Genomic DNA, 12,175 nt, shown 5'->3' on the forward strand with positions numbered 1-12,175 from the left:
GTTGACGACCCCGGCGAAACCGCGGCGCAGGACTGTAGCCAGGGCTTGCTTGGCCCGCTCGCCGGCAGGAACCGCCGGAGCTGGCAGCCCTCAGTAGCGTTCCCGGTATGACGAAAGACTTCCGTTTGCTCCTGGCCGGGCAGGTGCTGTCGTGGTTGGGCAACGGCTTCCAGACGGTCGCGCTCGCGGTAGCGGTCGTTCTGCATGGCGGAGGTCCGGGCGCGCTCGGGCTGGTGATGGCGTCCAGCATCCTTGCGCGGCTTGTCGGCTCGCTGTTCGGAGGCGTCTGGGCTGACCGGGTCCAGCCGCAGCAGATCTTGATCGGCTCCGACCTCGTGCGTGCTGCGACCGTCAGCGCAATGGCGATCATGTTCGGGACAGGCCACTACTCGGTGCCCCTGCTCTGCCTGCTCGCGGCGCTCACGTCCTTGGCTGGGTCGTTCTTCCAGCCCGCCATGACCGCACTCAAGCCGATGCTGATCCCTGTCGCCGGTCGGCAGTCCGCGAATGCCAGCCTGAGCATGCTGCAGACGATCTGCTCGGTCCTCGGGCCAGTCGCCGGGGGGCTGGTCGTCGCGGGGTTCGGTGCCGCTGCGGGCTTCGCCGTGAACGCCGCCAGCTTCGTGGCGTCGGTCGCCACCGTTGCGCTGATCAGGGCTCGCGTGGAAAGGGTCCGGGGCGCTGGGATGTTCCAAGAGATGGGCGATGGCTGGGCCGAGATCCGAAGGCGGGACTGGCTGCTCTCCGGGGTTCTGGCCGCCACCGTCTACCACGTGGCCAACGGTGTGGTGCTGGTGCTGGCGCAGGTCGTGGCCGTCCAGCAGCTCGGAGGCGCCAGCTCGGTGGGCGTCATCGCTGCCGCCGAAGGTCTCGGAGGCGTCCTGGGAGCCGCCGTGGCGCTGCGGGTGAAGCCTCGCCGGATGCTGCTTGCGGGGTGGGCGGCCCTGCCCCTGATGACGCTTTGGGTGCTTGCGTATGTCGTGCCCGGCACGCTCAGTGCCGTTCTGGCTGGCGCCGTCGTGGGCTACGCCGGACTGATCTTCTTCGATGTCTGCTGGGAGACCGCGATCCAGGACCACGTGCCGCACCACGTCCTGGCGCGGGTGGCCAGCTGGGACACGCTGACCTCGTTCCTGGGCATGCCGGTGGGGAACGCGCTCGCCGGTCCGCTGGCCCACTGGTTCGGCATGGACCGGGTCCTGGCCGGATGCGCAGGAGTGCTCCTACTGGCGAGCCTGGCGCCACTGCTGGCCAAAGGAACCCGCACCCTGGTCCGCCCGGACCCAGTCGGGGAGGAGCCTCTGCCCGCTTGATCCCGCAAGAAGCGATCCACCCGCGGCACGCGTTCGGAGAATGGGTGGGACTCGAACACGCACGCGACGTCACCGGGTGATCTGCCCAAGCGGGCCGTCGACCTGCGGAGAGGCTTAGGGGTTGCGGGGTGCTGGTGGGCGCCGAGAGATCTGACTGGATCTCGACTGTCTCGCGCCTTCGCGCCGTACCGTCACCGGACGCGTCAGAGTGAGGAGGTCGAAACGGGCTAGCCCGACCATCACCTCCGTCGGGTCAACATCGAGCAGTCCCGCGATGTCGATGAGCGCTTCGTCAGTGCTCGATGCATCGGTGAGCAACCGCATCACCTCGGGGGCTGAGGTGAGATTGCCACTCCTCGCCATCCGTGACGACAGCGGGACGCCGACGTGAGTGTGAAGAAGCGAGCGCCCGGCTCAGGACGTTCAGATCGAGCCGGAACTGCTTCGGGTCTTGATGGCGGCGGACGCGCGTCGCCAGGCACGGCTCGAGCCGTCCGGGCTCCCTAGAGTGTGCCCATGAGTGCGAGTCGCTGGGCCCATCGGCTGGAGCAGACCTGGGACGGGGCGCGGCTGCGGCGGGCTGGCAGCCGAATGCCTGTCGACCTGCGCATCGAGCCGTACATCGGCCACGGAAGTGACCAAGGGGTGGTGGTGCGCGGACGGGTCCTCGATGACCCGATCCCCACCGAAGCCGTGCAGGGTGAGGGCGTCGGCGCCGCGGTGCGCCGTACCGTGCAGCGGTTCCTGACCGACGACCTGCCGGGTGTGCCCCTGCGGGTCACCGTCGCGGGCACGACCGTCGAGACCGTCACCGACGCCGACGGCTACTTCCGGGTGTGCCTGGAGCCAGCGCCTGGTCAGCTCACCGCCCCGTGGACCAGCGGGACTGTCGAGCTCGCCGACGAGTACCGCGGCGTCACCGAGCCGAAGAGCACGCCGTTCGAGGTCCTGGTCCCCGGTCACGACGCGACGTTCGGGATCATCTCGGACGTCGACGACACCATCCTGGAGACCGGTGTCCAGCGGGTCGGGCAGATGATCCGGCGAACGTTGACCGGCTCCGCGCTTACCCGGACGCCCTTCCCGGGCGCGGCGGAGCTGTACGGCGACTTGGCGGCCGGCGCCAACCCGGTCTTCTACGTCTCGTCCAGCCCGTGGAACCTGCACAGCTTCCTGGTGGCGTTCATCCGGCATCGCGCGTTTCCGATGGGACCGGTGCTGCTTTGCGACCTGTTCGGAACCGCCTCCGGTCGCGAGCAGAAGCCGGTTCGTATCCAGGAGGTCCTCGACCTTCATCCGCGGCTGCGGTTCGTGCTCATCGGCGACTCGGGGGAGAAGGATCCCGAGATCTACGCCACCGTCGCTCGGGCGAACCCGGGACGCATCCTCGCGATATACATTCGCGAGGTTCGGCTCGACCCGGGCGACGGTCGGGTGGAGGAGGTCTCGGGCACCTGGACCGAGGACGTGCCCTTCGTGCTCGCGGCCGACACCGACGCCGTACGCCGGCACGCGGTCGCGGTCGGCCTCCTCTGACCGGGCTGCGCCCTCACCCCGTCGGACTGGGGTCCCCGCGGCGGAAAGAATCGCGTCGCGAACGCGCAGACTGCGGCAGATCCGGGAGTCGGCAATTGCCCCTGTCACCATGGTCCGTCCTTTGGCTGCACCCCACCGTTGCTTGGATTGACTATTGCGCCGTCGACAACGCGTGGCCGACGCTTGGATTGTGAGAACCGTCAAAGCGGTCGTCTGTGCGGTCTTCCGACATGACTGGGGTCCTGTCGAGGGCCACGGAGCCGTGGCTGAGCGCAGCTGCAGGCGGTGCGGGCGCGTTCATCGTCTGGACCTGGACAGTCATCCCGTGGACGGGCGGGCGCATCATGAGTTCGGTGATGGAGTCTGAGCCACATCCTCCTCAGCTTCGCCGTTCACGCGGGACCCCAACGGGTGCTGCAGCCCGAGCCCGGAGCGAGGTCGACCGCACTGAGCCGGGCGATGTCGGGTCTCGCATGAGTGCGGATCCGAGCCGGAGCGCGTGGTCGCGATGGGTTCCGTGGAGGTTGGTCCTCACGGTCGCGACCGCCTACGCAGCCGGGTCGCTGTTCGCCTTTTGGGTGCTCCACGCACCCTTGGCCATCGCGGTGCTCTTTCCGCCGGCCGGGGTGAGTCTCGCAGCGCTGATCCTCAGCGCACGACGGGACTGGCCGTGGGTGCTCGCCACGGTGTTCGCCACCGAGATGACGATCGACATCGTGCAGGGCTACCAGCTCCCGGCCGCGCTCGGGTTCGCCACCGCGAACACGGTGGAGCCGCTGGTGTCCGCGCTGCTCGTCTGCCGGGCACTACCGTCCCCGGTCGACCTGAGCCGTCGCCGCGACCTGGGCGTCTTCCTGGCGTACGCCGTGGTCGCCGGACCGTTCGTCGGCGCCCTGGTCGGGGCGACCACCATCGCCTTCGCCGCGCACCTGCGCTGGGCTGGTGCGTTCCCGCTGTTCTGGGCCGGCGACGCTCTCGGCGCCCTGACCGTCGGTGGCGCCATCCTGACCGGCGCAGCGGTGCGGCGAGGCTCCGCGGAGTGGCTCCGGCTCGGCGGGGTGCTGGCGCTCACCGCGGCGGTCACCGCGCTTGGGTTCCTGCCGAGCAACCTGCCGCTGTTCTACATCCCGGCCCCTGCGCTCTTGTGGATCGCCCTGCGGTACGGCGTACCCGACCTGGCCGCCGCAGGCCTGGTGTTCTCGCTGACCGCGAACCTGGTCACCGCGCTGGGGCGTGGTCCCTGGGGTTACCTGATCGGGTCACCGCGGGGGGAGGCTGCCAGCCTGCAGCTGTTCCTCGCGGTCACGATCCTGGCGGGGTGGCTGCTGGCGGTGACGATCCTGGAGCGCGAACGCGCCGCCGGCCTCTACGAGCGGGAGCACGAGGCGGCGCTGCAGCTGCAACGGGCCATGCTGCCCGAGCTGCCGCGGCTCCTGCCGGGAGTCACCGTCGGCGCTCTCTACCGTCCCGCGGACACAGCGAACGCGGCCGGCGGTGACTGGTACGACGTCTTCGCGCTGACGGGCGGCCGGGTCGGCATCGCCGTGGGCGACGTCGTCGGGCACGAGCTGCGGGCTGCGGTGGCGATGGGGCGTCTGCACACGGTGCTGCGCCTGGCCGCGACCGCGCCCGGGAATGGACCAGCCGCCGTGCTCGCGGCGCTGGACAGCGCCTGTGCAGCCATTCCCGACGCGCTGTGTACCACCGTGGGCTACGCGGAGTACCAGCCTCGAACCGGCGAGTTGCGTTACGCCTGCGCGGGCCACCCACCGCCGATGCTGGTGACCGCGAAGGGCGAGCCGCAGTACCTGTCGGAGGGGCGATCGACCCCGTTGGGCGTCACCGACCTGGCGCGCGAGGACGCCGTCGTCCACGTCCCCCCGGCGTCGACGCTCGTGTGGTACTCCGACGGGCTGGTGGAGCGCCGGAGCGAGGACATCGACACGGGCCTGGCGCGGCTGGTCACGGCGACTCGCGACCTACCCCTCCAGCAGCAACCGGACCAGTGGTGCGAGTCGATCCTCCATGCGCTGACGGACCACAGTCACATCGAGGACGACATCGTCTTGATCTGCGTTCGGCTGCTCGGCGTGCACGTCGAAGCGCCCATGAGTCCCCAGGACTGAGATCATCGGCGCTCACGAGATGCCGCCCGGGCTGGCTTCGGCATGAACGGACCTTCCGCTGCGCGCCATTCGTCACTCCGCCGAACGTCCGCACCTTGGCGACGGATCGGTCCATGCCCGGGATCACCCGCGTGTAGACCTGCTGGGTGAACGCCACGCTCGAGTGTCCGAGGCGCTCACTGATGACCTTCGGTGGCGCGCCCAACTTGGGATCGCAGCACGGCAGCAGTGATCCTGCTCCATGACCGCTACCGTCCCCTCGCCGCATCCGGTGACGAATCAAGCCGGACGCGGAAGTGTGCGCACGGCGGTGAGCGATCGCGGGGCGACCCGTGAGCCTGTTGCCAGTGCTCAGGGCAGAGGGGCTGTTCCGCGCGGGCCCGGTCGCGCTGCCGAAGACTTGGGCTGAGCGATTGGTGTCGGGCGCAAGAAGGGAAAGCGGCGCCTGCGAGAAGCCTCGGTGGCTGCGCGTGCGGTGTCGAAATTCGGGCTTCACCCCGTCAGGGTGAAGTATCGGCCTCTGTGCCTTGGCACCTTGAGTGAGACAGCCCGCGCCCTTGGACGTGGGGATCGTAGGAAGGAGCTCACTCATGGCGATCGGACCAGTTCAGCTCCTGGTGCTGGGCTTCACGCACCCGGACTTCCACGGTGAGATCATCGCCGAACTCGAACGACTCCGGGAGAGCGACACCGTCCGGGTGATCGACTCGCTCGCGGTCTACAAGGACGCCGAAGGGGAGATCGAGGTCGAGCATCTGAGCAATCTGACGCAGGAGGAGGCTGTCGAGCTCGGCAGCAAGGTCGCGGCTCTGATCGGGCTCGGTATCGAAGGCGAGAAGGGCCTCGAGGAGGGCGCGGAAATCGGTGCGGAGGCGGCGTCCGAAGGGGTGGAGTTCTTCTCCGAGGAGGACGCTTGGGACGTCCTGGAGGAGATCCCGAACGACTCCGCCGCGGCCCTGGTCCTCCTGGAGCACCATTGGGCCGTGCCTCTGCGAGACGCGATCGCCAGAGCTGGTGGCTTCCGCATCGGCGAGGGATTCATCAGCCCGCTCGACCTGGTGGCGATCGGCTTGCTCACCGCCGAGGAGGCTCGGGAAATGCACGCCCGCGAGACGGAGATGGCCGTTGCGCCCGGCGCCGCCAGGATGCCGCAGCAACGTCAGGAGACCACCATGCCCGAGAAGACGAAGACGGAGGCCTGAGATGTTGGGATCGTCGCGCAGAGTCGCTCGTCGTACGTCCCGGCGTACCGCACGGCGTGTCAGCAGACGACGCCGGTAGACACCTTCACAGGTGAGATGGCCGGGAGCGGCCATGTACCACTGACCATGCGGGGTCGACGGCCGGCCCCGCACCTGGCCTCCGAACCATGCAGACGAACGGTTGCCTGAGCGAGCGGACTTGGCCCGCGTTTCTGACGTCTCGGTCCAGACCGGGCCTCCTCACCCGTCCAGGATGATGCCGGGCCACGGGTCCGGGCGCAGGCTGAGAACCGCAGTGTCGCGTTCTTCGAGGAGGCTTGAGATGAGTGACATGCGGCAGCAGAGGGCAACCGGTCCTACCGCTGCGACCGGAGCCACTGAGACCACCGGAGCCCCTGGAGTGCCGCAACAGCGCGGCTACCAGGCGCCGCCTGAGCCCAGCGCCTGGACCGGTTGGGTGACCTTCGCCGCGATGATGATGGTCCTGCTTGGCGTCTTTCAGGCGATCGCCGGGCTCGTTGCGCTGTTCGATGACGGCTACTACCTGGTCGGACCCAGCGGCTTGGTGGTCAACGTCAACTACACCACCTGGGGCTGGGTGCACCTGATCGTCGGTCTCGCTGCCCTCGCCGCTGGGTTCGGGCTCTTCCGGGGTGCCATGTGGGCTCGGGTCCTCGGCATCACGGTGGCGTCGATCAGCGCGATCGTGAACTTCGCGTTCATCGCGGCGTTCCCGTTCTGGGCGCTCACGATGATCACGCTCGACGTGATCTTCATCTACGCCATCGCGGCCCACGGACGGGAGCTTCAGAACCAGGGCTGACCCCCGCTGTCCCAGTACGCGGCGGTGCCAAGAGGACGAGGGCCCGGCCGGGGTCGACCTTCCTGGACACATCCACCTGTTGGGTGGGCGCAGAGGCAACGCGGCGAAGTCATGGGGCGGGTCGAGTCAGCTCGTGACAGATTCCCGGCCGGGCTTTTCGTCTTGACGGCCGCGGCCCACGATCGGGCGCCAGTGGGTCTTGCTCGCGGGCGCCCTGGCCCTCCGGCTGTTCTGGTGGCTGCTGCCAGCGTGCTTGGTGGTCGTCGCCTGTGCGCAGTTCGAAAGTAGCGTTGCGTGTCCTGACTCAGTCGACGTCGCGGGCCGAGAGGTCGTCCCAGGTCTCCCGGCGGACGACGAGGCGGGCGTGGTCGTCGCGGGCGAAGACCACCGGGATCCGGCGGTTCCCGTTGTAGTTGTTCGACATGGTGAAGCAGTAGGCCCCGGTCGCGGGTACGGCGAGCAGGTCGCCCACCTCGGGCCGTGAGAGGTCCACCCCGTCCACGAGGACATCACCGCTCTCGCAGTGCCGGCCGACGACCGTGACCCGCTCCGGGTCGGGTCCGTCGAAACGACCCACGATGCCCGCCTCGAACCGCTGCCCGTACAGGGCGACCTCGAGGTTGTCACCCATCCCGCCGTCGACGGCGACGAACGTGATCGTGCCGTGCTTGACGGTGGTGACGCGGTAGATCGTGGTGGCCGACTCGCACACCATGCTCCGGCCGGGTTCGATGATGATCTGTGCCTCCGCGGGCAGGTGCTCGCGCGCGGCACCGATCAGCGAGTCGAGGTAGTCGCCGACGGCCGGCGGTTTGTCGGCCCAGGTGTAGCGGGCGCCGAGCCCGCCACCGAGGTCGTAGACCGGGAACTCGCCGAGTCGCGCCACCGCGGCCACCGACTCGGCGAACGGCTCGACCTCGAGAATCTGCGAGCCCACGTGCACGTGCAGGCCCTGCATCCGCAGCCGGGCGCTCTGCTCGATGCGCCTGATCAGCGGCTCCGCGGCTGCAGGGACAAGTCCGAACTTGGATCCGTCGTGGCCCGTGAGCACGTGGGCGTGCGTGTCGGCCGTGACGCCCGGGATGATCCGCACCAGCACGTCCTGGGTCCGACCGTCCGGGACGGTGGCCTCGAGCCGGTCGACGTCGTCTGAGTTGTCGACCACCACCAGCCCGATCCCGTGCTCGACGGCGAGTGCGATCTCCTCGTCGCTCTTGGCGTTGCCGTGCAGGACGACGAGTCCCGGTTCGACGCCCGCCTTGAGTGCGGTGAGGAGCTCGCCGCCACCGGCCACGTCGAGCCCGAGACCCTCCTGGACCATCACCCGCTGGACAGCAGTGCAGGGGAACGCCTTCGACGCGAATACCACGCGTGAGTTCGCCCATCGGACCGTCAGCTTGTCGGCGAACTCGCGTGCCCTCGAACGGAGGGCTTCCTCGTCGACGACGAGCACCGGCGTGCCGAACTCTGCGACCAGGTCGTCGGCGCGGCATCCTCCGACGACGAGCATCCCGTCGTCGGCGAGCGTGCTGCCCGCAGGGAAGAGCGACAGCAGGCCGGCCACGACGGAGCCATCACTCGTGCTCGAGAAAGAGGCAGGCTGCGACGCCCGTGGCCGGAAGCTCGCCCAGAGTGGGGTACGCGGAGGAGTACGGCGAGCCCGAGACCGGACTGCGCTCGATGTCCAGGAACTGACCGTAGACGCCGGCTTCCATGCTCGCGGTGGCGTCCTCGTGACCGCGCGCTTCTTCAGTCCCGGAGGATCCCATCACTGGATTGTGCCTCACCATCCGGACGGTTTGTGGGTTCGGCCACCACGGGTAGACGTGCGGACCTCGGCAGATTCGGTGAAGGCTCCATGCCCTCTCCCGAGACTTCTCGTGCCGGCCGCCGGCAACGGTCCGGTCGATCTGTTCGTAGAGGGCTTCCCTGACGACGCCGCCGTCGTCTCGGCGCCGGAATCCCGTCGACCGGCGGATCTGCGTGGAGCGTGCCGCCGAGGGTAGGGCGCGCCGCCAGCCGTGACCAGCGTAGAACGAGGCACCCCCTCGGATGTCGGTGCGCTTGGCCCGACATCCGAGGGGGTGCTGCAGGAAACTTTACGGCGAGCGTCCCGCACCGTCGAGACTCGATCTGACTACTACCCGGCCCGCATCCGCGCCCCCTGGGATGGGATCGGGCTCGGGAAGGTCGGTCGGGGGAGACGCGCCTGCCGAAGCAGACGGGGGCGTTTCACGTAGAGCTGACCCGGACGGGGGAGACCGGGCCAGCAGGTCGAGCGTAACGCACATCTGGTGCCGAACGAGTCCCGTGAAGCCGGGACGTTGTGACATGCGCTGCAGCCAATGACGGCCCCAGAAGAGGGGCGTCAGAGTCACGAGAGGTCTCTCGTCATGGTTGCTGCAGTCTGCTCCTGGCTCAGCGGCGCCACCCGTCACCGCATCTGCTGACGGACCGCGGCCGTCGGCCAGCGGTGGGACACCTTCGACGTCGCGCCGAGTCCTGACGGCGCGGACCAGGTCGAAGAGCTGCGTGGGGGAGCGGACCGCCCGAGCCAGACCCGCCGTCGTTGGACAACCAGGTCACGTTGACTGGGTCGGTCCCGGCTGCGCGGCGGCGCACCGCTCCCTCGGTGTCGGAGCGCGAGTGTGCGGAGAACGCGAAGGTGCGCAGGCCCGGGCTCAGGTCCGCGGTGTCGGCGGTGTCGGTGGTCGTGATCGACAGCCCGGTCCGGCCGTCACGTCGATGACCACCTGCGGGAACCTCGTCCAGCAGCCGGGGAGCAGCGGACCGATCACGCTTGGGCGGGCACGGGTGCCGCCGCAGGAGCCTTTGCCTCGTACATCCGCTGGTCCGCCTCCGCGAGAAGGTCGTGAGCCGCCACGCCTGCCTCGCTCGTCGTCGCGACGCCGACGCTGCAGCCGATCCGGACGCTTCCCACCGAGAGCTCGAAGGGCTCGGCCAAGGCGGTTCGCACTCGTTCTGCGATGATCGACGCCTCCTGCTCGGTGGCGAGGTCCTCGCACAGCACGACGAACTCGTCGCCGCCGATCCGGCTCACCGTGTCGCCCGGCCTCACGACGCCCCGTAACCGCGCGCCGACCTCCACCAGGAGCTCGTCGCCGGCCTGGTGTCCATGCAGGTCGTTGACGGCCTTGAACTTGTCCAGGTCGCAGAAGAGCAGCGCCAGCAGGCGACCCCTCCGTCCGGCCCGGGCCAGTGCCTGGGTGAGTCGGCCGTTGAGCTGCGTCCTGTTGCCGAGGCCGGTGAGGTCGTCGCGCAGGGTCAGGGCCCGCAGCCGGTCCGCCTCGGCCTGGCGGTGCCGACGGAGCTCTTCCTCCGCCTGCTTGCGCTCGGAGATGTCGGTGAACGTCACGACGGAACCCACGACGACCCCGTGCTTGACGATCGGTGACGCGGCGTGGGAGACGGGGAAGCTGGTGCCGTCACGGCGCCACAGCACGTCGTCGTCGACTCGGATGCTTTCGCCGGTCAGGGCGGCGCGACCGATGGCGCACTCAGTGGCCGGATAGGACGATCCGTCCTCGTGCGAGTGGTGCACCAGGACGTGCACGGCGCTGCCGATCAGTTCGTCCGTCGGCCATCCGAGCATGTCGCTGGCGGCCCAGTTGACGAAGGTGCAGCGCCCCTCCAAGTCGGTGCACCACAGGCCTTCGACGACGGTGTCGATCAGCAGGCGTAGGTCACTAGCGTCGAAGGCGGGCGGACGGCGGGCGCGGAGGAGACCGCCGGCGAGCTGGGAGGGCACCCCGAGCACGCGGCCCACCGTCGCGAGGACCTGCTTCGCAGACGTCAGCACAGCACCTTCTCTGCACTCGCGTACGGATCACAGCGCAGCAGCCGCGCTGCGTGTTCAAGTAAAGAGTCGGTCTCTTTCGGACGCATCTGAACCCTTGGCTGCCACCGATTGGCCACGCCAGCCACGGCGTGGTCATCGCTCCGGCGGCGCGGGTATGGCGGAGTTTGTGCAGGTTCTCGGCCCGGCAGCCTTCATGGCGGTGGTCTTGCCAGCACCCGCGGGTGTTTTCGGACCTCGCGGGAGGCGGACTTCAGGGGTCCTGGTGAGGTGACCTGACCTAGTCAGAACGGAACGGGTCACGGATGCTCGGCTGGTCGCTTCGGGCGATGCCGGTGCAACGGCGTTACGTCGTAGCGTGGAACCCAAACTCACCACCGCAGCCGGCGGCGCCGCCGGCGCCGGGGGAGGCTGAGGCGCCGCAGCGGAGCGCGGACCTGCCTAGCGAGGAGGCCTCATGACCACCACATCCGCCACCACCGGCCTGGCGCCGTACCAGATCGCCGACGAGACGTTCGTCATCCCCTGGAACCTCCCGGCGCCGCCGGTCGGGCTCTTCCCGATGAACTCCATGGTCATCCGGGGTGCGGAGCCGACCCTGATCGACACGGGCGCTCCGGCCAACCGTGAGGACTGGCTCGCCGCGGCCTGGGGGCTGGTGGACCCGCTCGATGTGCGCTGGGTGTTCCTGTCGCACGACGACCGCGACCACTCCGGGAATCTTGTGCAGGTGATGGAGGCCTGCCCCAACGCGACCCTGCTCACCAGCTGGTTCGCCGTCGGTCGGATGTTCGAGGAGTGGGAGACGCCACTGAACCGGGTTCGCTTCGTCAACGACGGCGACCGGGTCGACATCGGGGACCGCGAGCTCGTGGCGCTCCGCCCGCCGGTCTTCGACAACCCGACCACGCGCGGAGTCCTCGACACCCGCACCGGCGCGTACTGGTCGGTGGACACCTTCGCGACCAATGTCCCCGAGCCGATGGCCGAGTCGGACGAGCTGCCGGACGACGCGTTCGAGGACGGACAGCTGTTCGGGGGCCGTCTCGTGGCTCCATGGCACGAGCTGCTCGACGACGCGAAGTACCAGCGCTACGTCGACCGTGTGCAGAGGCTGGACATCTCGGTGGTGGCCGGCTGCCACACGCCCGTCATCCGCGGCCCCCGCATCGAGAAGGCGTTCGCGGCCACACGTCGGCTGCCGAGCCTCGACGCCTGGCACGACTTCAGTCAGGCCGACCTCGAGGCGTGGATGGACGCGATGGGACCGCCGCCCGAGGCCTGACCCCGGCCCGCGGCCCCTCAGCGGCGTGCGCGTGGGAGCGACACGGCGCACGAACTGGATGCTGCTCGAAGCG

The 12,175-nt window shown here is 69.2% G+C and carries 9 protein-coding genes; 6 read left to right on the forward strand and 3 right to left on the reverse strand.

Annotated features, from left to right (window positions below; translation table 11 throughout):
- Positions 1-107: 107 nt before the first annotated feature.
- The 5 genes from KRR39_RS01970 (at position 108) to KRR39_RS01990 (ending at position 7,000) form a co-directional block, all read left to right on the forward strand.
- Complete coding sequence (locus tag KRR39_RS01970) at positions 108-1,313, forward strand: MFS transporter (protein ID WP_216940273.1); 1,206 nt, start codon at positions 108-110, stop codon at positions 1,311-1,313.
- 516 nt (positions 1,314-1,829) lie between these two features.
- Complete coding sequence (locus KRR39_RS01975; protein WP_216940276.1) at positions 1,830-2,849, forward strand: App1 family protein phosphatidate phosphatase; 1,020 nt, start codon at positions 1,830-1,832, stop codon at positions 2,847-2,849.
- 473 nt (positions 2,850-3,322) lie between these two features.
- Positions 3,323-4,975: a PP2C family protein-serine/threonine phosphatase gene (locus tag KRR39_RS01980; protein WP_254185450.1), complete on the forward strand. Its 1,653-nt coding sequence runs from the start codon at positions 3,323-3,325 to the stop codon at positions 4,973-4,975.
- Positions 4,976-5,565: 590 nt separating this feature from the next.
- Positions 5,566-6,177, forward strand: a complete 612-nt coding sequence (locus tag KRR39_RS01985) for a hypothetical protein (RefSeq protein ID WP_216940284.1) — start codon at positions 5,566-5,568, stop codon at positions 6,175-6,177.
- Positions 6,178-6,499: 322 nt separating this feature from the next.
- Complete coding sequence (locus KRR39_RS01990; protein WP_216940286.1) at positions 6,500-7,000, forward strand: DUF7144 family membrane protein; 501 nt, start codon at positions 6,500-6,502, stop codon at positions 6,998-7,000.
- A 304-nt stretch (positions 7,001-7,304) separates the two neighbouring features.
- Here the strand turns inward: KRR39_RS01990 and lysA are convergent, their stop codons facing one another.
- From lysA to KRR39_RS02005, 3 genes are all read right to left on the reverse strand, one after another.
- A complete protein-coding gene (gene lysA / locus KRR39_RS01995; protein WP_216940288.1) occupies positions 7,305-8,564 on the reverse strand; it encodes a diaminopimelate decarboxylase in 1,260 nt (419 codons plus the stop codon).
- 10 nt (positions 8,565-8,574) lie between these two features.
- Positions 8,575-8,769 (reverse strand): hypothetical protein, encoded by a 195-nt coding sequence (locus KRR39_RS02000; RefSeq protein WP_216940290.1) that lies wholly within the window; start codon positions 8,767-8,769, stop codon positions 8,575-8,577.
- A 1,025-nt stretch (positions 8,770-9,794) separates the two neighbouring features.
- Positions 9,795-10,820, reverse strand: coding sequence for a sensor domain-containing diguanylate cyclase (locus KRR39_RS02005; protein ID WP_216940291.1), 1,026 nt, complete (start codon positions 10,818-10,820; stop codon positions 9,795-9,797).
- A gap of 454 nt (positions 10,821-11,274) precedes the next feature.
- Here KRR39_RS02005 and KRR39_RS02010 point away from each other — a divergent pair, with 454 nt between their 5' ends.
- Positions 11,275-12,102, forward strand: coding sequence for an MBL fold metallo-hydrolase (locus KRR39_RS02010; RefSeq protein WP_216940293.1), 828 nt, complete (start codon positions 11,275-11,277; stop codon positions 12,100-12,102).
- Positions 12,103-12,175 lie beyond the last annotated feature (73 nt).

Origin of the sequence: Nocardioides panacis, assembly GCF_019039255.1 — a bacterium.
GTDB lineage: Bacteria > Actinomycetota > Actinomycetes > Propionibacteriales > Nocardioidaceae > Nocardioides_B > Nocardioides_B panacis.

Coding starts and splice junctions, on each gene's coding strand:
- KRR39_RS01985 (WP_216940284.1), top strand. CDS start 5,566: ATGGCGATCGGACCAGTTCAGCTCCTGGTGCTGGGCTTCACGCACCCG.
- KRR39_RS01990 (WP_216940286.1), top strand. CDS start 6,500: ATGAGTGACATGCGGCAGCAGAGGGCAACCGGTCCTACCGCTGCGACC.
- KRR39_RS02010 (WP_216940293.1), top strand. CDS start 11,275: ATGACCACCACATCCGCCACCACCGGCCTGGCGCCGTACCAGATCGCC.
- KRR39_RS01975 (WP_216940276.1), top strand. CDS start 1,830: ATGAGTGCGAGTCGCTGGGCCCATCGGCTGGAGCAGACCTGGGACGGG.
- KRR39_RS02000 (WP_216940290.1), bottom strand. CDS start 8,769: ATGGGATCCTCCGGGACTGAAGAAGCGCGCGGTCACGAGGACGCCACC.
- KRR39_RS01970 (WP_216940273.1), top strand. CDS start 108: ATGACGAAAGACTTCCGTTTGCTCCTGGCCGGGCAGGTGCTGTCGTGG.
- KRR39_RS01980 (WP_254185450.1), top strand. CDS start 3,323: ATGAGTGCGGATCCGAGCCGGAGCGCGTGGTCGCGATGGGTTCCGTGG.